The organism is Gluconacetobacter diazotrophicus PA1 5, from assembly GCF_000021325.1.
GTDB lineage: Bacteria > Pseudomonadota > Alphaproteobacteria > Acetobacterales > Acetobacteraceae > Gluconacetobacter > Gluconacetobacter diazotrophicus.
The window spans coordinates 1190852-1210000 of record NC_011365.1 but is presented as its reverse complement, the minus strand read 5'-3'; the positions used below and the strand labels follow the sequence as shown (position 1 = coordinate 1210000).

At 58.7% G+C, this 19149-nt stretch carries 15 protein-coding genes, 3 tRNA genes and 2 rRNA genes; 13 read left to right on the top strand and 7 right to left on the bottom strand.

Annotated features, from left to right (window positions below; genetic code table 11):
- The first annotated feature begins 93 nt into the window (after nucleotides 1-93).
- The 5 genes from GDIA_RS05330 to GDIA_RS05310 all read left to right on the top strand — a co-directional run bounded on the left by GDIA_RS05330 (nucleotide 94) and on the right by GDIA_RS05310 (nucleotide 3719).
- A tRNA-Ile gene (locus GDIA_RS05330) sits at nucleotides 94-170 on the top strand.
- Nucleotides 171-210: 40 nt separating this feature from the next.
- A tRNA-Ala gene (locus GDIA_RS05325) sits at nucleotides 211-286 on the top strand.
- Between the two features lie 351 nt (nucleotides 287-637).
- A 23S ribosomal RNA gene (locus GDIA_RS05320) occupies nucleotides 638-3378 on the top strand.
- Between the two features lie 113 nt (nucleotides 3379-3491).
- Nucleotides 3492-3607: ribosomal RNA gene (gene rrf, locus GDIA_RS05315) — 5S ribosomal RNA — on the top strand.
- A gap of 38 nt (nucleotides 3608-3645) precedes the next feature.
- Nucleotides 3646-3719: transfer RNA gene (locus tag GDIA_RS05310), tRNA-Met, on the top strand.
- Here the strand turns inward: GDIA_RS05310 and GDIA_RS18440 are convergent.
- The 4 genes from GDIA_RS18440 to GDIA_RS05285 all read right to left on the bottom strand — a co-directional run bounded on the left by GDIA_RS18440 (nucleotide 3679) and on the right by GDIA_RS05285 (nucleotide 6347).
- Nucleotides 3679-5367, bottom strand: coding sequence for a recombinase family protein (locus tag GDIA_RS18440; protein ID WP_012553570.1), 1689 nt, complete (start codon nucleotides 5365-5367; stop codon nucleotides 3679-3681). The genes GDIA_RS05310 and GDIA_RS18440 overlap by 41 nt on opposite strands.
- Nucleotides 5368-5399: 32 nt before the next feature.
- Nucleotides 5400-5744 carry a type II toxin-antitoxin system RelE family toxin gene (locus GDIA_RS05295; RefSeq protein ID WP_012553569.1) on the bottom strand — a complete coding sequence of 115 codons (345 nt, stop codon included), beginning with the start codon at nucleotides 5742-5744 and terminating at the stop codon, nucleotides 5400-5402.
- Nucleotides 5737-6000 carry a type II toxin-antitoxin system RelB/DinJ family antitoxin gene (locus GDIA_RS05290; RefSeq protein ID WP_012553568.1) on the bottom strand — a complete coding sequence of 88 codons (264 nt, stop codon included), beginning with the start codon at nucleotides 5998-6000 and terminating at the stop codon, nucleotides 5737-5739. The genes GDIA_RS05295 and GDIA_RS05290 overlap by 8 nt, the downstream gene beginning before the upstream one ends.
- A 107-nt stretch (nucleotides 6001-6107) precedes the next feature.
- The gene (locus tag GDIA_RS05285; RefSeq protein ID WP_012553567.1) at nucleotides 6108-6347 is read right to left on the bottom strand and encodes a hypothetical protein; all 240 of its coding nucleotides are present in this window, start codon (nucleotides 6345-6347) and stop codon (nucleotides 6108-6110) included.
- 526 nt (nucleotides 6348-6873) lie between these two features.
- Here GDIA_RS05285 and GDIA_RS05280 point away from each other — a divergent pair.
- The 7 genes from GDIA_RS05280 (at nucleotide 6874) to GDIA_RS19885 (ending at nucleotide 15095) form a co-directional block, all read left to right on the top strand.
- Entirely contained in the window at nucleotides 6874-7545 is a 672-nt protein-coding gene (locus tag GDIA_RS05280) for a DNA methyltransferase (protein WP_012553566.1), read from the top strand.
- A 305-nt stretch (nucleotides 7546-7850) separates the two neighbouring features.
- Nucleotides 7851-8327 (top strand): DUF2840 domain-containing protein, encoded by a 477-nt coding sequence (locus GDIA_RS05275; protein WP_043458730.1) that lies wholly within the window; start codon nucleotides 7851-7853, stop codon nucleotides 8325-8327.
- A 675-nt stretch (nucleotides 8328-9002) separates the two neighbouring features.
- A complete protein-coding gene (locus GDIA_RS05270) occupies nucleotides 9003-10091 on the top strand; it encodes an IS110-like element ISGdi15 family transposase (RefSeq protein ID WP_012222184.1) in 1089 nt (362 codons plus the stop codon).
- 903 nt (nucleotides 10092-10994) lie between these two features.
- Nucleotides 10995-12800, top strand: a complete 1806-nt coding sequence (locus tag GDIA_RS05265) for a relaxase/mobilization nuclease domain-containing protein (RefSeq protein WP_244455110.1) — start codon at nucleotides 10995-10997, stop codon at nucleotides 12798-12800.
- A 162-nt stretch (nucleotides 12801-12962) separates the two neighbouring features.
- Nucleotides 12963-13397 (top strand): ribbon-helix-helix domain-containing protein, encoded by a 435-nt coding sequence (locus tag GDIA_RS05260; RefSeq protein WP_012553563.1) that lies wholly within the window; start codon nucleotides 12963-12965, stop codon nucleotides 13395-13397.
- A gap of 123 nt (nucleotides 13398-13520) precedes the next feature.
- Nucleotides 13521-14558 carry a UDP-3-O-(3-hydroxymyristoyl)glucosamine N-acyltransferase gene (gene lpxD, locus GDIA_RS05255; protein WP_012553562.1) on the top strand — a complete coding sequence of 346 codons (1038 nt, stop codon included), beginning with the start codon at nucleotides 13521-13523 and terminating at the stop codon, nucleotides 14556-14558.
- Nucleotides 14559-14834: 276 nt separating this feature from the next.
- A complete protein-coding gene (locus GDIA_RS19885; RefSeq protein WP_407635499.1) occupies nucleotides 14835-15095 on the top strand; it encodes an acyltransferase family protein in 261 nt (86 codons plus the stop codon).
- An 80-nt stretch (nucleotides 15096-15175) separates the two neighbouring features.
- On the opposite strand, the gene GDIA_RS18430 is transcribed toward GDIA_RS19885, so the two are convergent.
- The 3 genes from GDIA_RS18430 to GDIA_RS05245 all read right to left on the bottom strand — a co-directional run bounded on the left by GDIA_RS18430 (nucleotide 15176) and on the right by GDIA_RS05245 (nucleotide 16918).
- Nucleotides 15176-15637, bottom strand: coding sequence for an SAM-dependent methyltransferase (locus GDIA_RS18430; protein ID WP_081434705.1), 462 nt, complete (start codon nucleotides 15635-15637; stop codon nucleotides 15176-15178).
- Between the two features lie 85 nt (nucleotides 15638-15722).
- Complete coding sequence (locus GDIA_RS05250; protein ID WP_012553561.1) at nucleotides 15723-16355, bottom strand: glutathione S-transferase family protein; 633 nt, start codon at nucleotides 16353-16355, stop codon at nucleotides 15723-15725.
- Nucleotides 16352-16918, bottom strand: coding sequence for a hypothetical protein (locus tag GDIA_RS05245; RefSeq protein WP_012553560.1), 567 nt, complete (start codon nucleotides 16916-16918; stop codon nucleotides 16352-16354). The genes GDIA_RS05250 and GDIA_RS05245 overlap by 4 nt, the downstream gene beginning before the upstream one ends.
- A 282-nt stretch (nucleotides 16919-17200) precedes the next feature.
- Between GDIA_RS05245 and GDIA_RS18425 the strand changes: the two genes are divergently transcribed.
- A complete protein-coding gene (locus tag GDIA_RS18425) occupies nucleotides 17201-19135 on the top strand; it encodes an ATP-binding protein (RefSeq protein WP_012553559.1) in 1935 nt (644 codons plus the stop codon).
- Nucleotides 19136-19149 lie beyond the last annotated feature (14 nt).

The following is a 19149-nucleotide window of genomic DNA, read 5'->3' as shown; positions in this document are numbered from 1 at the left end:
GCAAATGCCAGCGTGTCTGGCTTACCCTGGGTGGTGCCTTTGGCATCACGGGGCGCCGTCAACATATCCCTTCCTGCGATGAGAAACCCGTTTGGGCTAGTAGCTCAGTTGGTTAGAGCACACGCTTGATAAGCGTGGGGTCGGAGGTTCAAGTCCTCCCTGGCCCACCATTCTGGGCGCACCCTGGTTTGTGGGGTGGTTGTGCCTTTTGGGGGCGTAGCTCAGCTGGGAGAGCACCTGCTTTGCAAGCAGGGGGTCGTCGGTTCGATCCCGTCCGCCTCCACCATGGACCCTTGGGAGTGGTGTTGAGGCCGGCGGGCTGGAATGACGGAACATCGCAGGAGAGATTGAGGTTGGGTTGCATTGGCCTGACGACCGCGGCGCGGCGTTGGGCGGGTGGGACCCGATGGTTTGTTCTTTGTCAGTGTGAATAGGTTGGTGCGTCTGTGGACGTGTCGCGATCCCGGGTTGGTCTGACCCGTGGAGCGGTCCGGGAAACCGGAGTGCTCCGTGCTAAGGGATTGCGGCGAGAGCGTTCAGAGACGAGAGTAAAGAGTGTATTGTGCTGATGACTGCACTTTCTTATGTGCGGGGTTGTCCACGGTCTTTGTGTGGATGGTTCCTGTGCATGTGTGGTGAGTGAGCGCGATAAGGGCATTCGGTGGATGCCTTGGCACCAGGAGGCGATGAAAGACGTGGCACGCTGCGAAAAGCCATGGGGAGCCGCGAGCAGGCTTTGATCCGTGGATATCTGAATGGGGCAACCCACCCAGCGATGGGTATCGTGATCTGAATACATAGGGTCACGAGGCGAACCCGGGGAACTGAAACATCTCAGTACCTGGAGGAAAAGACATCAATTGAGATTCTGCTAGTAGTGGCGAGCGAACGCGGAACAGGCCAGTGGTTATTTTCGGACAAGCAGAGCGGAATGGAAAGTCCGGCCATAGTGGGTGATAGCCCCGTATGCGTAATGTCGAGAATGATCCTTGAGTAGGGCGGGACACGTGAAATCCTGTCTGAACATGGGGGGACCACCCTCCAAGCCTAAATACTCCCTGGTGACCGATAGTGAACAAGTACCGTGAGGGAAAGGTGAAAAGCACCCCGACGAGGGGAGTGAAAGAGACCTGAAACCGGATGCCTACAAGCAGTCGGAGCCTCTTATGGGGTGACGGCGTACCTTTTGTATAATGGGTCAGCGAGTTTCTGTTTGCAGCGAGCTTAAGCCGGTAGGTGTAGGCGCAGCGAAAGCGAGTCTGAATAGGGCGACGAGTTGCTGGCAGAAGACCCGAAACCGAGTGATCTAGCCATGGCCAGGCTGAAGGTGCGGTAACACGCACTGGAGGGCCGAACCCACGCCTGTTGAAAAAGTCGGGGATGAGCTGTGGCTAGGGGTGAAAGGCCAATCAAACTCGGAGATAGCTGGTTCTCCGCGAAATCTATTGAGGTAGATCGTCAGGTGTTGACCCCGGGGGGTAGAGCACTGGATGGGCTAGGGGGGCCCAAAGCCTTACCAAACCTAACCAAACTCCGAATACCCGGAAGTTTAGCCTGGCAGACAGACGGTGGGTGCTAAGGTCCATCGTCGAGAGGGAAACAGCCCAGACCACCAGCTAAGGCCCCTAAATCGTGGCTAAGTGGGAAAGGATGTGGGGATTCCAAAACAACCAGGAGGTTGGCTTAGAAGCAGCCATCCTTTAAAGAAAGCGTAATAGCTCACTGGTCTAATAGAAACCCTGCGCCGAAAATGTAACGGGGCTCAAGCCACGTGCCGAAGCTGTGGGTGCATACTTTGTATGCGCGGTAGCGGAGCGTTCCGTAGGTCTGTGAAGGAGACGGGGTGACCCTCTCTGGAGATATCGGAAGTGCGAATGCTGACATGAGTAGCGACAAACAGTGCGAGAAACACTGTCGCCGAAAGTCCAAGGGTTCCTGCGCAAGGTTAATCCGCGCAGGGTGAGCCGGCCCCTAAGGCGAGGGCGAAAGCCGTAGTCGATGGAAACCGGGTGAATATTCCCGGGCCTGCCAGAAGTGACGAATGCAATATGTTGTCGGGTCTTAACGGATTGATCCGGCTTTTGGCGCATTCCAGGAAATAGCTCTGGCATATAGACCGTACCCGAAACCGACACAGGTGGACTGGTAGAGCATACCAAGGCGCTTGAGAGAACGATGCTGAAGGAACTAGGCAAATTACTCGCGTAACTTCGGGATAAGCGAGACCCATCGTTGGGCAACCATCGGTGGGTGGCACAGACCAGGGGGTAGCGACTGTTTAGTAAAAACACAGGGCTGTGCGAAGTCGAGAGACGACGTATACGGCCTGACGCCTGCCCGGTGCCGGAAGGTTAAGAGGAGGTGTGCAAGCACTGAATTGAAGCCCCGGTAAACGGCGGCCGTAACTATAACGGTCCTAAGGTAGCGAAATTCCTTGTCGGGTAAGTTCCGACCTGCACGAATGGCGTAACGACTTCCCCGCTGTCTCCAGCATCGGCTCAGCGAAATTGAATTCCCCGTGAAGATGCGGGGTACCCGCGGTCAGACGGAAAGACCCTATGAACCTTTACTGCAGCTTTGCAGTGGCATCAGAGACATTCTGTGTAGGATAGGTGGGAGGCTTTGAACCCGGGGCGCCAGTTCCGGTGGAGCCATCCTTGAAATACCACCCTGACTGTTTCTGATGTCTAACCGAGACCAGTAAGCCTGGTCCGGGACCCTGCATGGTGGGCAGTTTGACTGGGGCGGTCGCCTCCCAAAGTGTAACGGAGGCGCGCGATGGTGGGCTCAGGTCGGTCGGACATCGACTGTTGAGTGCAATGGCATAAGCCCGCCTGACTGTGAGAGTGACAGCTCGATCAGAGACGAAAGTCGGCCATAGTGATCCGGTGGTCCCGCGTGGAAGGGCCATCGCTCAACGGATAAAAGGTACTCTAGGGATAACAGGCTGATCTCCCCCAAGAGTCCACATCGACGGGGAGGTTTGGCACCTCGATGTCGGCTCATCACATCCTGGGGCTGGAGCAGGTCCCAAGGGTTCGGCTGTTCGCCGATTAAAGTGGTACGTGAGCTGGGTTTAGAACGTCGTGAGACAGTTCGGTCCCTATCTGCCGTGGGTGTTGGAGACTTGAGAGGATTTGTCCCTAGTACGAGAGGACCGGGATGAACAGACCTCTGGTGCACCGGTTGTCGCGCCAGCGGCACAGCCGGGTAGCTAAGTCTGGACGGGATAATCGCTGAAAGCATCTAAGCGAGAAACCCACCTCAAAACCAGGTCTCCCCGAGGGCCGTGATAGACCATCACGTCGATAGGCCAGATGTGAAAGCGCAGCAATGCGTGCAGCTAACTGGTCCTAATCGCCCAACAGGCTCACTCACACCGCCTGCCCAGCAGGCAACACACATGCACAGCAATCATCCACACAACACACTCACCTCTCACCGCACCAACCTCACACGCCCAATAACACCCCACAGGGTGGACTGGACGACCTGGTGGCCATGGCGGGGATAGACCCACCCGATCCCATCCCGAACTCGGCCGTGAAATGCCCCAGCGCCTATGATACTGCGTCTCAAGACGCGGGAAAGTCGGTCGCCGCCAGGTCTTCCAGTCCACCCCTCACAACACACACACCACACCAGCGCGGGGTGGAGCAGCCCGGTAGCTCGTCAGGCTCATAACCTGAAGGCCGCAGGTTCAAATCCTGCCCCCGCAATACCCGATACCGACACTCCCGAAGCCCTAGCTCCGGGAGTGTTCGTGTTTTTGGCTCCCTGACCGCGTGAGGCGGCGAAATCCAGCAGTTTTCCGAGTTCGCCATGGAGCGTGGCATGCATCTCGCCGCGGCCCTTGCCGGGATTAAGCACGATCTTCTCGATCAGCGCGCGGATGGCCTCTGAGGCTTCCTGCCGGTCCTCGGGATGGTTCAGCGTCTCGGCCAGCCGCTCTACCTTGTGCTTGAAGATCCCGGCGACGTTGGGATGAATGTCCGGCACGTCCTGCGGCTGGGCGGCGAGCAGGGCGACCAGTTCATCCTCACGGGCCTCCATTTCGCGCATGCGCTCGACCATGCCGCGCGTATAGCCGCCATCCTCGATCACCTGGAGCATCTGTTTCAAGCCCTTGCGCACCTTGGTCAGTTCCGTCTGCCATCCCGCCGTGCTGGCGCGGCGTTCGTGGTTGGCGCGATTGGTTTCCTCAACATAGGCGCGCATTGCTTCGGCGGCGGCTTCCGGTGTCATCAGCCGGTCCTTGAGGCCACACAGCACCCGGCCTTCCAGTTCCGGGCGACGGATCGTGGTCCTGTTGGTGCAGGAGCGGTTGTCCATATGGGTGGAGCAGGCGAAGCGGTCGCCGCCCCGGATCGAGCAGGGACCGCCGCATACCCCACAGAACACCAACCCCGACAGGAGCGATTTTGGACGGCGCTGGCCATTGAGCTTGTTGATCGAGGCCCGGATGCCGGCACTGATGTTCACGCTCTTCTCCGCGATCAGCGCTTGCCGATCGCGCACCGCCTGCCAGAGATCATCGTCCATGATCCGCAGGTCGGGGACATCGGTGATGATCCATTCCGATTGCGGATTGAGTCGGGACACGCGCTTGCCGGTCTGCGGGTCTTTCAGGTAGCGCAACCGGTTCCACACCAGCCGGCCGATATAAAGCTCGTTGTTCAGAATGCCGGTGCCACGCAGGGCGTTGCCCCGTAGGGTGGTATTGTTCCATTTGCCGCCCGTGGGGCTGAGGATACCTTCGTCGTTCAGACGGCTGGCGATGGAAAGCGCGCTGCGGCCCGAGGCGAACTCATGGAAGATGCGGCGCACGATCTCGGCCTGGACCGGATCGATCTCGCGCTCGCCCCGGATCAGTTCGCCCCGCGCGTCCATCTGATGCACGACGCGATAGCCGTAGCACAGGCCGCCGCCGGATTTACCCGCCTCGACCCGGCCCCGCAGGCCGCGATGGGTCTTCAGGGCCAAATCCTTGAGGAACAGGGCGTTCATCGTTCCTTTCAGGCCGACGTGAAGCTCGCTGATCTCGCCCTCGGCCAAGGTGACAATGGTGACGCCCGCAAACTGGAGACGCTTGAACAGGGTAGCGACGTCCGCCTGGTCGCGGGACACGCGGTCCAGCGCCTCGGCCAGCACGACATCGAACTGTCCGGCCTGGGCGTCCTGCAACAGTGTCTGGATGCCGGGGCGCAGGATCATGCTGGCCCCGGAGATGGCCGCATCGCGGTAATACTCCACCACCTGCCAGCCCTCGCGCGTGGCGCGTTCCTCACAGAGGCGGAACTGGTCCTCGATCGAAGCCGCCCGCTGGTTGTCCGAGGAATAGCGGGCATAGAGAGCAACGCGGGTCATGGCGAATCTCCCGACAGGTGGTTTTGTAAGGTTTACCTCTTGCGGCTTCTGCCGCTGGGCTGATGTGTCCGATCGGCTGGCGTCTCCGGGATGCGCCCGGTTGCCGCCGTGTAGATTTCGTTGTCCTCACGGCGTCCGACCGCGATGACGAAGATGACGATCCGCTGTTCCACGACCTGATAGACGAGGCGGTAGCCGTCCTGGCGCAGTTTGATCTTGTAGAATCCGGCGAGATCGCCGTGCAGTTCGTTACCGGGAGAGTGCGGGTTCAGAACAAGCTTTTCGAGCTTTTTCTCGAACTTCCTGCGAATGCTGCCGTCCAGCCCATCCCACTCGCGGAGAGCGCGATCGTCGAACTCGATCGCGTATTCAGTCATCCGGATGGCGGGCCTTCAAGTCCGCCAGCGTCATGCGATGACGCGGCGCGGGATCGGCGAGGCGTTCGCGGACGATCTCGATCAGCCTTGCATCCTCGTCGGTCACAAGGCGGCGCTTGACCGGCGGCTGGCCGGTCTCGGCGATATAGGCCAGGGTATCGCGCAGCACGTCGGACAGGGACATGCCTTGCGCCGACAGCTTCGCGACAGCGGCGGCCTTGAGGGTGTCATCGACACGGAACGTCACGGCGGACATGGCTTCCTCCTGATTGCAGGACAAATGTAATACATTTGTACGAGTAAAGGAAGCGCAAAACAGGTGATCCCGGCCTGCCTGAAATGGTGCCCTGGATGGGACAGGCGTCACTCACCTGGTTCCTCCCGACTTCGGTCTGACGGATCGTTGTCGTTGGCTGTGTCAATCTGACCCAGACGCCGTTCGAATTCCTCGCGGGCGATCTGGCGTCCCAGCATCCTGGCGAGGATGAACACCAGTTCGTCCATCCGCGCTTTCATCGCCGGATCGGATGCGGTTCCCGACGGGTTATTATCATTGGCCGGCGCGATCGGCCCAGTCTTCGCCCTGCGGTCCTTGTCCGTCATCGTCCTGCCCTTTCCGTCTGGAGAGAACCGGATCATGGGGCATGAAAAACGAATACCTCAAGGCAAGGGCGTTGTACTTTGGAAGCGAGGAAATGGTACTCGTGTCGGCAATTGTCGGCGTGTGCGTACTCTGGCGTATCCGGGCGTAATCCGGCGGACGACAAAAGGAGAACGGTCGGTGATATGATGAATAACTATTAATTATTCTGATGACTTTGTGAATGGGATGAGGCGTCCCAGGCACCGTGTCCTCAGTCGAGGGCAACATAAGCCATGGCGTCCTGCAACATCCTGTATCGCCATCGGGCCGGATCGTGAAGGGGAAGGAAAACTCTTTGTTTTCCTTCCCCCAAACGCCGCCTACAGAGCGGCAGGGCCGCGCGACGGCGCAGGGCTTCGCCCCGCTGGCGCGCAACCCGGCCACTCCCGCCGTCATTTGTCCCCATCCTTTCCGCGCGGTCGCCCGCCTCCGGGAAGCACGCACGGGTGCTTCCCCGGCGATTTTACCGGCAAGGGAATCAAGGACATGACCGACAGCGAAAATGGAGCCTTCCGCAATGTGATCCGCCACGGCGACAGCGTTTCCCTCATGCGGGCCATGCCGCGCGGGAGCGTGGATTTCATCCTCACGGACCCGCCATATCTGGTCGGCTACCAGGGGCGCGACGGCCGCACGGTGCGCAACGACGACAATGCGGCGTGGCTTCGTCCCGCGTTCAGCCAGATGCACAGGGTATTGAAAGAAGGCGGGTTTGCTGTTTCCTTCTATTCCTGGACCAAGGTTCACCTGTTCGTGGACGCATGGCGGGCGGCCGGGTTCCGGGTGGTCGGTCATCTGGTGTTCCGCAAGTCCTATGCGTCATCGGCGCGCTTTCTTCGCTACAGCCATGAACAGGCGTACCTCCTGGCCAAGGGCGATGCGAAGCTGCCCCGTCAGCCGATCCCGGACGTGATCGACATGCCGTATTCGGGGAACAAACTGCACCCGACGCAGAAGCCCGTCGCGGCGTTGCTGCCGCTGGTTCATGCTTTCTGCCCGGTAGGCGGAATCACGTTCGATCCGTTCTGCGGTTCTGGTTCATCGCTGGTCGCCGCGCAGCATCTCGGGCGCGACTGGCTGGGTATGGAACTGGACGAAACGCACGCGGCGACGGCTTCCCGGCGGCTGGCCTATTGGGGCGAGAGGCGGGCGGCGTAAAGCCCCCGCTCCTTCCCTTTCCGGCCTTTCTGAACGGTTCCAAACGGCGCGCCGGTCGACGGATCGAGGCTGGGGACACGTCCAAACCCCAGGCGTGGCGGGCTCGCCGGGCAAGCCCGGCTCGCGTGGTCCTTGTCCTTTTCGTGTGGCTGCCCATGCATCATGCTGGGGCGAGACGACGCGGCGCTCCGCGCCGCGAGCGGAACGCGCCAGCAGGCTGGCAAGTGAAAGTGAAGTCTGATGCCGTCATCATGCCGACAACGGCCGTGCTGGCGGAGAGCAGTCGTGAAGAGGAAACAGACGTGATGCCTGACGATCCGTTCGCCCTGATCACGACGGTCGAACTGACGTGGATCGAAAAACAGGTCGAACGCTGGCTGCGCTTCGGCCACCCGGTCACGGACACGATCCTCGACCGTCAACGGCGCATGCTCAGCTTCGCGCCCGGCAGCGTGTTCGCCTTCGTCCGCTGGGCCGCCAACGAGTATGGCACGGTTGAATCGCACATTGACATCGTGCGCACGGTCGGCTCCGGCGAAGACTACCAGACTGTCCCATGCGTGCGGCCGGGCGGCGAGGTGTTGCTGCACCAGAGTTCATGGCCGCGCGTCCAGCGTGTGCTGGAAGCGATCGACGCGGTCGAGGCGCAGGACATCGATCCGGTCGAAGTCAGTCCCGATTACTGGCGTCACCTGCACCATCGGCTGGAGGCACGGCAGCAGCCCGAGGCCTATACCAAAGCACGGCATCGGGCATGGCTGCGTCGTCGCGCGTTGCATTGAGTGTGCTTCCGCGTCTGGCTTACCGACGTTTGCCCGTGCCTTTCCCTTCTCTTTCCGGCCAGCTTTTCCATCCTCCTGTCGCGTTCGTTTTGTGCCGGGACAACGCGGCGCTTCGCGCCGCGAGCGGAAGGCGCCGGCTGCGCCGCCGCGTGCATTCTTGTCATCTTCAGGCGTGTTTCAGACGCCATTCCGACGAACGATCCCGGCGTTCAGTGACACGAGGTTTCCCGCATCCGGAGTGCCCTTCGCATGCGGTGGACGGGCGGCCCGGATGCACGACGAACGCAGGCTGACCGATTGGTCATCGTCGCCGGGAGCGTCATCACTTTGACAGTTCCCAGTCATGTGCGGATCTGGATTCTGATCACGTCCGACGCATGATTTTGACATGTTCACAGCACATCATAAGACACACGGAAGACAGGTCGCGGCGCAGCGTTTCGTCGTTCCGTTCGCGTGGTGGCGGGAGGCGCTTCGTGGCAGGTTTTGCCAGTCATTCCGGTCAGGCTGGCAAGGGGGCATCAGATTCGGAAAAGCCGAATTCAGAGGCCGGAAAGAGGAAAAACGTGAGTGCCAGCCGTAATCGGGCCTGAGCGGTCGTCGTCGATTGGCGGTCTCCCGGGCCGGAAAGAAGGTAGAGTTGCCGCGGTGAAACAGCAGCGCGGGAGGCGTGCGATGGAATTCTTTTGCGGTCTCGATGTGTCGATCGACGAAACGGCGGTCTGTGTGGTGGACGAGCAGGGCACCGTGCATCTGGAAACGACGGTGGCCACGGACCCGGCTGCGCTCAGGGATGCCGTGAAGCCGTTCCTGCCGCGCCTGCGCCGTATGGGTCACGAGGCAGGTTCCCTGTCGCCCTGGCTGCATCCGGAGATGCTGGCGCTGGGCCTGCCGGCGGTCTGCCTGGAGACGAAACACGTGCGGGCGGCGATGTCGGCGCAGCGCAACAAGACCGACAAGGCGGACGCGCTGGGGATCGCGCATATCGTGCGCACCGGCTGGTTCCGGACGGCCCATATCAAGAGCGAAGCAAGCTATCGGCTGCGTCTGATCCTGACCCAGCGCAGCACGCTCAAGCGCAAATTCATGGATCTCGAGAATACGATCCGCCATTCGCTCAAGGCGTTCGGTATCCGCCTGGGCACGGTCTCGCGGGCGCGCTTCGACACCGCCGTTCGCGAGGCCGTGGCGCAGGACGCGCTGACCCGCGATCTCATGGAGGCGATGCTGCGGGCGAAGGCCGTGCTCTGGGAAGAATATACCCGGCTGCACAAGCTGGTGGTGCGGATCGTCGCGGGTGACGAGGTGTGCCGGCGGTTCATGGCCATTCCGGGGGTGGGGCCGGTGACCGCGCTTGGCGTGATGACGGCGATCGACGATCCGTCGCGCTTCCGGCGCTCGCGCGACGTCGCGGCGTATTTCGGCCTGACGTCGCGGCGCTGGCAGTCGGGTACCAGCATCGATGTGCAGGGACGCATCAGCAAGGCCGGCGATCCGGAGGTGCGGCGGTCCCTCTATGAAGCGGCGTCGGTCCTGCTGACGCGTTTCAAGGGGCGCGACAAGCTGCGGACCTGGGGCCTGGAACTGGCGAAACGGTCCTGCCATCGCAAGGCGGCGGTCGCCGTGGCGCGCAAGATGGCCGTGATCATGCATGCCATGTGGCTCGACGGAACGGTCTATGACGGCGGTCCGGCCGTCGATCCCGAAGAGCGGGCCCGTCATATCGCTTGCAAGAACCGCAAATTGCCGCGGGCGCTCGCGTGAGTGTCCAGCTGCAAAGGAATGTTCCGCCGCGTGTCGGGATGACCGCGGCGTTCTGAACAGGGAGATCCGCCAAGGCGGATGGGGAAGGGTGCAGTCGAGGACGACGGGAAGCACGATATCTTGCCTGGAGCACGCGCAGGTGAACGCCTCGTGGGACTCCGCTCGAGTGCCTGTGATGCTGCCCCGTGAATCCGATGGCAAAATGCGCCACGACGAAAGGCCGGCCGCCCATCCACGGATGGGGCGGCATATCAGTCGTCGCTGAGCGCGGAAGAGTGCACGGCGTGCCACGAACCCTCAGTCAGGGCCGAGATGCCAGTCCAGGAGCAGAACTGTGATCGTGAAAGGAAGCTAAAGGAAAACGAAGAATGAAAAACTTGACCAAAAAACCCGCCCGATTAAGAGGGCAAGATTAAAGGACGTGGCACTCCTGCCTGTCCCCACCTGCGGTTTTCTTTGTCTGCACATGGGGTTAGGGATATTTCGAGTGGCACTCTGGATTTTAGACGTCTGAGCCGTCATTTTTCAGGAGTGAGAGCTTTCCGCCGTTTCTGACGGCACTATCCCCGAAAAGCCCGGTTTCCGCGAGGTCTGGCCATGCCGCAGGATGACGACACCGCGTTCCGTCCCAGAGTTGGACGCCTCCGCTCGAAGGGCGGCTTGGCGCGTGGTCAGGCGGACTTTCTGACCGGCATCCGCACACAGGTTCGGCGGCAATCCCTGTCCCCCGGAAAGAGGGGAGGCAGCGGGTCGGGCGGCGGCAGTGGCCGCCGCTTTTCTTCTGAGTCTGTTGCGTCTTCGCGTGCGGGGAGCGCGTCGCGTTCCGGTTCCACCCGTGGGGTGGGTCGCGGGCGTGGCGCGTCCTTCGTCCGGGCGCGCGGGATCGCCGGCTGGCGGCATCAGATGTCCGGTGCCCGCCGTGTGACCGTGAAAGCGCGTGTGGTGCGTCAGGCCGGGAAGGGAGGCGGGGCCGCTGCCCACCTGCGTTACATCCAGCGTGAAGGCACGTCCCGTGAAGGCGAGCGTGGTGTCCTCTACAACGCGGAGACTGACCGCGCCGATGCAAGAGCCTTCCTTGAACGCGGGGTGGAGGACCGGCATCAGTTCCGCTTCATCGTCTCACCGGAAGACGCCGATCGGCTGGAGGATCTGACGGATTTCACGCGCGACCTGATGACGCGGATGGAAGCCGATCTCGGCACACGTCTGGACTGGGTAGCGGTGAACCATTTCAACACCGCGCATTCCCACATCCATGTCGTGGTTAACGGTCGCGACGACCAGGGCAAGGATCTCGTCATCGATGGCGGCTACATCACCCATGGCATTCGCGAACGCGCCTCCGAATTCCTGACGCTGGACCTCGGTCCCGTGTCCGAGATCGAACAGCGCCGGAAGCTGGAAAACGAGATCGACCGCGACCGCTTCATCCGCATCGACCGTGCCCTGCTGGATCAGGTGCGGGATGGTAGCCTCGACATGCGCCCCGGTATCGAAACACCGACTTCTGATCTGGTGGACCGACGGCTGCGCCTGTCACGTCTGGCGAAACTGGAGCGCATGGGACTGGCCAGCCAGACGGAACCGGGCAGATGGGCACTCGACGACCGGTTGGAAGAGCGCCTGCGGAATCTCGGCGAGCGCGACGACATCACGAAGCAGATGCACCGCGCCCTGAAGGCGCGCGACAAGGGAACAGCGCCAACGCGCGACCCGGCGCATTTCCGTTTCCATGGCGAGGTTCCGGAGAAACCGGTCATCGGGCAACTGGTGGACAGGCACCTGACGGACGAACTGGGTGAAAAACTATCGCTGGTGGTCGATGGTCTCGACGGGCGGGTGCATCACCTGCGCGGTTTCGATCCGGCTCAGATGGAGGACATTCCCGGTGGCGCGATCGTGGAGATCGCGGCGGCCCCGGTTCCCGACAAACCACGCCCCTCCGACCGGGCGATCCTCGCCCATACCGAGGACGGGATCTATCGGCCTTCCGCTCATCTGGAGCGGATGCAGCTCGACTGCTGGAGCGTCAAAGGCACGCCGGAAGACCTCATCAAAGGGCATGTCCGCCGTCTGGAGGCATTGCGCCGGGCGGGGATCGTGGAGCGGCTGGAGGCCGACCGCTGGCGCGTTCCGGAAGATTTCCAGCAACGCTCCATTGCCTATGACGCCGCCCGTTCGCCGAAGGCGACGGTGCGGCTGCTGTCGGCTTTCGATCTGGAGGCGCAGATCGGCTCCGATGGCGCGACCTGGCTTGACCGGCGTCTGGTGGCCGGAGTCAGACGTGAGGGCGACCGGGTGGAGGCCGGGTTCGGGGGCGAAGTCGGCGACGCCCTGGCCAGACGGCAAAAAGCGCTGCTCGACCGTGGGGATGCCAGCCTGACCTCGGAGGGCATGGTCCGCTACCGGAAGAATTTGCTGGCGGCGCTGGAAGCGCGGGAGGTGGAACGGGTCGGACAGGCCATGGCTGCCAAGCGGGAAAAGTTGTGGCGGCCGCTTGATCGCTTCGAGACCATCCAGGGCACGCTGAAAGGTCCGGTCGATCTGGCCAGCGGGCGGTTTGCGGTGCTGGAAAGCGGACATGAATTCTCGCTGGTGCCCTGGCGACCGGAGATCGGAAAACAGCGCCAGAAGGAGATGACCATCTCCATGGACGAGCATGGCGGAATCTCGTGGGAACTGGGTCGGGGCAGGGGGCTTGGCTTGTAGTGCGGTACCCCTACGAGTCGTTGCGGAATGCAGACAAACACCGACAAAAGCCGCCAATTTTACGCCAGGCTACGCCCCGGTACCATGCCAATCGAACAAGGGCTTGCGTCAGGGAATTTTCAGCTCAATCTGTCATCACACCTCCAAACTAGGGGAACGGCGATGACCAGACGGCAGCGGATGAACGTGTATTTCGAGCCGGGCCTGCTCAAGCAGGTCGAGGCGCTGGCGGAGCGCCGGAAGGTGTCGAAATCGGCGGTGATCGAGGCGGCGGTGCTGTCGCTGGTCTCCGGCGAGGACGATGGACGCCGGGACGCCGCGCTGTCCAAGCGTCTGGACCGGCTTGGACGACGGATCGACGATGTGGACGAGGCCGTCGCCGTGCTGGGGGAGGCATTCGCTCTCTATACTCATGCCTGGATGATGCGCCAGCTTCCCATCCCGGCGAACGAAAACGAGGCCGCGAAGGACCGGGGCGCGGAGATGTATGTCCGGTTCAACGAGGTGCTGGTCCGGCGGCTGGCGAGGGGGCAGCGGTTCCTCAATGAGCGGGTGCGGGATGTCGCTGGACGGAGGGCGGCAGGTACGGGAACGTAAGGCAGTGGAAACGATATGCTGGATTCTAGGTAGTAATAAATGGACCATATCGTGATTACGGCAAAAAATGCCCGGCGGTATCGCCTGTTCAAGACATCAGAATGACATCACAAGGTGACTGTTATGAGGACTTCTGTAGACATGGGTAATCCACGGTTCTTCGCCTCCTCTGGACCACACATGCTCTCCGCCATTGCGCAAGCCGTTGGATGTGCGCTGCCGTCTCGCGAGCTAGTTCTGACGGGGCTGGCTGGATTGGAGAATGCGAGGCCGGAACATGTGAGTTTCCTTGGTAGCAGGCGACTTGTGATGCAATTGGATCACACGCGTGCCGGCGCGGTGCTGGTGCGTGAGGAAATGGCGTCTCATGTGCCAGATAGCTCTATAGCGCTTGTCGTGGCCGATCCTTTCGTCGCCTGGGCTCAGGTTGCGGCTCTTTTTCATGCGAAGCCACAGGTCGTTGCCGGTGTGCATCCTACAGCGGTCATTGCCGCAGACGCCGTAGTTGATGCAAGTGCGCAGATTGGGCCGCATGTTGTGATCGGTGCGCGCGCGGAGATTGGTGCACGCTGCCAACTGGGCGCGGGTACTGTGATTGGCGACGGTGTGGTGCTCGGAACCGATTGTCGGATTCATACCCACGTCAATATCAGCCACGCACTTCTTGGTAGCCGCGTAACCTTGTTTCCGGGCGTACAGGTTGGCCAGGAGGGATTTGGTTTTACGATGACGGAGCATGGGTTTCTGACGACGCCGCAACTCGGTATCGTGGAGATCGGTAATGACGTGGAGATCGGCGCAAATACGACCATAGATCGCGGTGCGATGAGCAATACGGTGATCGGTGATGGCACGCGCATCGATAATCTTGTGCAGGTTGGCCACGGGGTGCGGATCGGGCGGTATTGCGCGATTTCTGGTCACGTCGGACTGTCCGGTTCTTGTGTGCTCGATGATTATGTCACGATCGGCGGCCAGGCCGGGCTTGCCGATCATGTGCATGTCGGGGCAAAAGCGCAGATTGGTGCGAAGGCTGGAGTGATGAGCGATATTGCGGCGGGAATGGCAGTCCTCGGCGCTCCAGCACAGCCAGTGAAGGAGTTCTTCCGAGAGGTCGCAATGTTGAGACGGCTCACGCGGCGTAATGGAAAGGTGGTATGAAGGCGCTCTGTTATTCAGTTTAAGGTAAGGACTCTTTTTAGCATTCAGAAGATGACTGAAGTTACCTGGCAGATGGTCGAAAAGGAAGTGTGGGCGTAGTGGTCGTAACGAGTCGCGATGCGGCGCAAGTCCTTGAGTTTTCCGGAGAGGTTCTCGATTCTGTGCCACTGTCCATAGCCACACAAATCCAGTTGAATACGAGAGATAACGGGCGTCAATCCGTTTCAGGCCAAGCCCTCAGCTTGGCCTATTTTCGTTAGCCATTCGATATGCTGCATGTCATGCACCATCACTCTAATGGGATTATTCACACGATTTGTTAAGCACAATCCTCGGCTCGTGAAGAATTTAGGACAAAATGCTTACGGGATTTATCTTGTCCATTATGTCTTCCTGATCTGGACGCAATGGGCGTTACTTCCACTCGAATGGAACGCCCTGATAAAGGCGACCATTGTCTTCATGACCGTTCTTTCGGTGAGTTGCGCTTTGACAAAAATTCTGAGGCAGAGCTCAGCCATTAGACGTGCATTGTAAACAAAAAGACCATTTCTGTAAATTTCTCATGATATTAAAGGGAGACATATATATGAATTTCTCTAGGTATTCCGTTGTGGTCACCAATATTGTGCCATCAGTTCTGATACCCATACTGGCTGGCGGACGTCTCCCCGAGGCAGGAATTCACGCATAACCGGCTTTACATCGATCACGGGTGTACCATCGATAGCGTCGAGGCCTTCGACTTCGAGGCGCGTTCCTTCAACGGTGAGGATTCTGCATACAGTCACCCCAAGTCTGTTGGGCCGGTTCTTGCCACGTTGTGCGAAAATTCCGGTTAATGGCCAATCCTGCCGCCCGCGAGGATGACGGGCACCGGTCTCGATCTTCTCTTGAGTGACTTTGTCGAAAAGAAAGATGATTTCCGCGTGACTGAAAGCGTCAAGACCGGCAAGTGCATCAGGTCCAAATTTCGCCGGGTCCAACTCTATGGTAGAGCGTGACTGCCCCCAATTATCGTCAGTCGGGTCTGTTCTGCCGCCGTGTACATATCCGATAGCTTCGATCATATATTGCATCGGTCTTTCCTTCTATTATCGCGTTGCCGCCTACCAGATGGGGGAATAGGCGGAGGAAATAGGTCGCAGAGATGGAGGCCTATAATCACGCTTGCGCTCCTGGCCGTTCGGCGACGCGCACGTACCAAGCTCGCAGGCCGATGGCTTCGTCCGGCAATTTCAGCTTCAGTCGGCTACGGGCAAAATCCAGGGTGACGAACGCGGTGATGTCGGCGATCGAGAAGGTGTCACCTGCGACATAAGGCACATTGTGCAGCCGGGCATCCAGATCGGTCATGAAGTCGGCCAGCCTCTGACGACCGCGCGCGGCAAGCTCGGGGATTTGCGCATAGCCGTGTGGTCCGACCAGAGCGCGCCCCGACAGTCCCGGCAGGCTGTTGCGCACGGCTTCCATCGCGGCAAGATAGCCGTCGATTTCTATACGCCGGTCCCACATGCCGATAATGGCGCGCTGTTCTGCCGTGTCACCCATCAGTGGAGGATCGGGATGCCGATCTTCCAGATAGCGGCAGATGACAGGTACCTCGCTGATCGTGGTGCCGTCATCTAGTTCCAGAACGGGAACGGTGCAGCAGGGGTTGAGGGCGCGGAACGTGGGGGCGAACTGCTCGCGCTTGGCAAGATCGACCGTACCGGTCGGTATCGTCAGCCCTTTCTCAGCGATGAAGAAGCGTACACGCCTTGGATTGGGGGCGGTGGGGTAATCATAAAGCTTCATGGCAATGCCGCCTGGTGCTGTTGACAGGACGAAGTTTCCGCCTGTTTCCGAATGGTCGCAAGCATGCGACGGCGGATCAGGCCGCTGACCGGGCGGATCAGATACCAATAGGGCATGAAGCGACGCGCGGCTCGGTCCGTGACACAAAGCACCCGGGTTTCCGTCACCAGACGATGGGTGCTTCTCGAAACCGGCTGGACGGTGAAGCCGAGCGTGAGCTTGCAGACGTCGTCATGGCGAGGGGCGAGAAAAGCTTCCGTCGAGGGGATGTCGCACAATCCGTAATCCGTCTGCCAGAATGTGCCGATGAGACCATAGACCAGTGCTGTGTCGCCCCGCCGCTCCAGCAGCGTGAAGTCGGAGAGGTCCAGATTCTGTTGCCGCGCGTGTCCGAACAGACGTGCGGGCATCTCTCGTAGGCGGATGGCGGCGCGGACCAGCGGATCGTTCTCGTTCCGCCAGGCGGTCACCGCGTTCATGATTCGACTGGCCGGGGCACAGATATCGATGCTGTGTCGTTCGTGGAAATTGAAGCGCGGTAGGAAACTGTCTAGTGGGTTCATAGCGCTTCTTTTCCTCGACGAGTGATGAGGTAAGGATTATATAGTTGAGGCTATGGTAGAATTCCTAGGTTACTAGGTCATCGCAAGGTTATAATAACATTTAAGTGAATATTCCCCCGCGCGGTGATGCTTTTTAAGCGTGAACGGTCTCAATGGCCTACAAGGCAAAATTTGCGTCCCGATGCAGATAATGATCTATTCCGATTGTCTACTTTGAGATGATATTCGCTGGGTGTTAGTGAAACGTATCTTGGATGAGTTTTGCGTTCGGGGGTAAAGCGATTGAAAAAAAGAACTTCAGACAATGGCGTCTTGTTTGATGATCGGTTTTTGGATCGCTATGCCGGACCAATTATTTCAGATACAAATGTTGCAATTGTGGAACTTGTTGCTAACGCTTGGGATGCTTATGCTACTCGCGTTGAGATTACATGGCCGGACCGTTCCAAAAATCAATTATTTTCCATATCTGACAATGGGAAAGGGATGACCTCCGAGCAATTCGAGCAGAGGTGGAACACACTCGACTATAATAAATATGACGTTGAAGGCAGAAAATCAAATCCACCGCTTGAGTTGAAAAACTTCGCACCGCGTGATCCTTATGGCCGAAATGGCCGTGGTAGGCATGCCGCATTTCGTTTTTCTGATCCATACCTCGTTACTTCTCGACGTGATGGAAACGAATGTACTTATGAAGTCAGGAGAGGAACACATCAGCCATTTGAAGTGAAGAAAATTAGAAGTAAAGAAATTGATGTTTCCAGTCATGGAACGGAAATCCGTGCAACATTGCCCTCTCAAGTATCTATGTCTGCCGCCGATGCGCGGGAAGTATTAGGAACTCGTTTTCTTGCGGATCCAAATTTTGAGGTATTCTTAAACGGAACGAAAATTACGTTCGAGGATATACCTCAGCATAGCATAAGGAAGATCGAGGTTGATGTGCCTCTATTTGGAACAGCAAATATAGTTGTCATAGATAGTGTAAAATCTGATAAGACAACAAAGCAGCATGGTATAGCGTGGAGAGTAAAGAAGAGGCTGGTAGGTGTTCCGGGTTGGGTTGATTTTGACCATGAACGTATACTGGATGGCCGTACTTCAGATGCGAAAAGGTATTTATTTATCGTCTTTGCCGATTTTTTGGATGATGCGGTAACTCCAGACTGGACGGCTTTTGATGCAGCATTTCCAGTATGGCAACAGACTAAACCATTGGTGCATAAAGCTATTAAAGACATCTTGTTGGAATTTACAGCGGAAAAGCGTCGAGAGGTAAAAGCTAGTGTCAAGGATGCGCACAATAAGACAGTAGCAGCGTTGCCTCCGGGGGGCCGTGAGCGTTGGACAAGATTTGTTGATGAGGTTGTAGACGCTTGTCCGTCGATTACAGCTGATGAAGTCGGTCAAGTAGCGGGTATCTTGGCTACATTGGAAGCATCGACGTCTAAATATGGGGTAATTACAAAACTTCATAGCTTTGTGTCTGATGATTTTGATGCGCTTGATGCAATTCTCAATGACTGGACTATTAGACTCGCTAAAGACGCTCTGGACGAAATTCAGACCCGTTTGAAGCTTATAGCGGAGCTAGATATCAAATTACGTGATCCCAAGATGTCTGAAGTAGGTGATTTACAGCCTTTGATTGATAAATCACTGTGGGTTTTTGGTCCTGAATATGAAAGTATTGAGTTTACCTCCAACAAGGGGATGACGGAGGTAGTTAGTAAAATATTTGGTGTGAAGCAGTCGATAAGCCAGCTTCGTCCTGACTATGTTATCGTTCCAGACGGTAGCGTTGGTTTATATGCACGTGATAGTTATGATGACGCTGGTGAAGTCATCGGATCTGGGCGGTTGGTGATCGCCGAAATCAAGCGTCCGGGAGTAGGGATCGGATCGGAACAAATTACCCAGCCATGGAACTACGTAAAGACGTTGAAAAGAGCTGGGCATGTTACTGACGCGACATCGATCACGTGCTTTGTTTTGGGTTCAAGCATTGATCCTGGAGAGCACGAAGTAGTAAAACGAGGTGAAAACGTGACCATAATCCCGATGACCTACAACGTATTCATTCGTCGTGCGCAAGCACGTATGCTCGGACTCCGTGATAAACTTGCGGATGCGCCTTTTCTTCGGGAGTTTTTGGAGGTGCCTGCGCCTGAGCAAGGCAGTTTAGATGTGGATAGTGCCGCGGCGGCAGGTTGATTATATCAAGAGGC

Coding starts and splice junctions, on each gene's coding strand:
- GDIA_RS18440 (WP_012553570.1), bottom strand. CDS start 5,367: ATGACCCGCGTTGCTCTCTATGCCCGCTATTCCTCGGACAACCAGCGG.
- GDIA_RS05295 (WP_012553569.1), bottom strand. CDS start 5,744: ATGACTGAATACGCGATCGAGTTCGACGATCGCGCTCTCCGCGAGTGG.
- GDIA_RS05290 (WP_012553568.1), bottom strand. CDS start 6,000: ATGTCCGCCGTGACGTTCCGTGTCGATGACACCCTCAAGGCCGCCGCT.
- GDIA_RS05285 (WP_012553567.1), bottom strand. CDS start 6,347: ATGACGGACAAGGACCGCAGGGCGAAGACTGGGCCGATCGCGCCGGCC.
- GDIA_RS05280 (WP_012553566.1), top strand. CDS start 6,874: ATGACCGACAGCGAAAATGGAGCCTTCCGCAATGTGATCCGCCACGGC.
- GDIA_RS05275 (WP_043458730.1), top strand. CDS start 7,851: ATGCCTGACGATCCGTTCGCCCTGATCACGACGGTCGAACTGACGTGG.
- GDIA_RS05270 (WP_012222184.1), top strand. CDS start 9,003: ATGGAATTCTTTTGCGGTCTCGATGTGTCGATCGACGAAACGGCGGTC.
- GDIA_RS05265 (WP_244455110.1), top strand. CDS start 10,995: ATGTCCGGTGCCCGCCGTGTGACCGTGAAAGCGCGTGTGGTGCGTCAG.
- GDIA_RS05260 (WP_012553563.1), top strand. CDS start 12,963: ATGACCAGACGGCAGCGGATGAACGTGTATTTCGAGCCGGGCCTGCTC.
- lpxD (WP_012553562.1), top strand. CDS start 13,521: ATGAGGACTTCTGTAGACATGGGTAATCCACGGTTCTTCGCCTCCTCT.
- GDIA_RS19885 (WP_407635499.1), top strand. CDS start 14,835: ATGTCATGCACCATCACTCTAATGGGATTATTCACACGATTTGTTAAG.
- GDIA_RS18430 (WP_081434705.1), bottom strand. CDS start 15,637: ATGCAATATATGATCGAAGCTATCGGATATGTACACGGCGGCAGAACA.
- GDIA_RS05250 (WP_012553561.1), bottom strand. CDS start 16,355: ATGAAGCTTTATGATTACCCCACCGCCCCCAATCCAAGGCGTGTACGC.
- GDIA_RS05245 (WP_012553560.1), bottom strand. CDS start 16,918: ATGAACCCACTAGACAGTTTCCTACCGCGCTTCAATTTCCACGAACGA.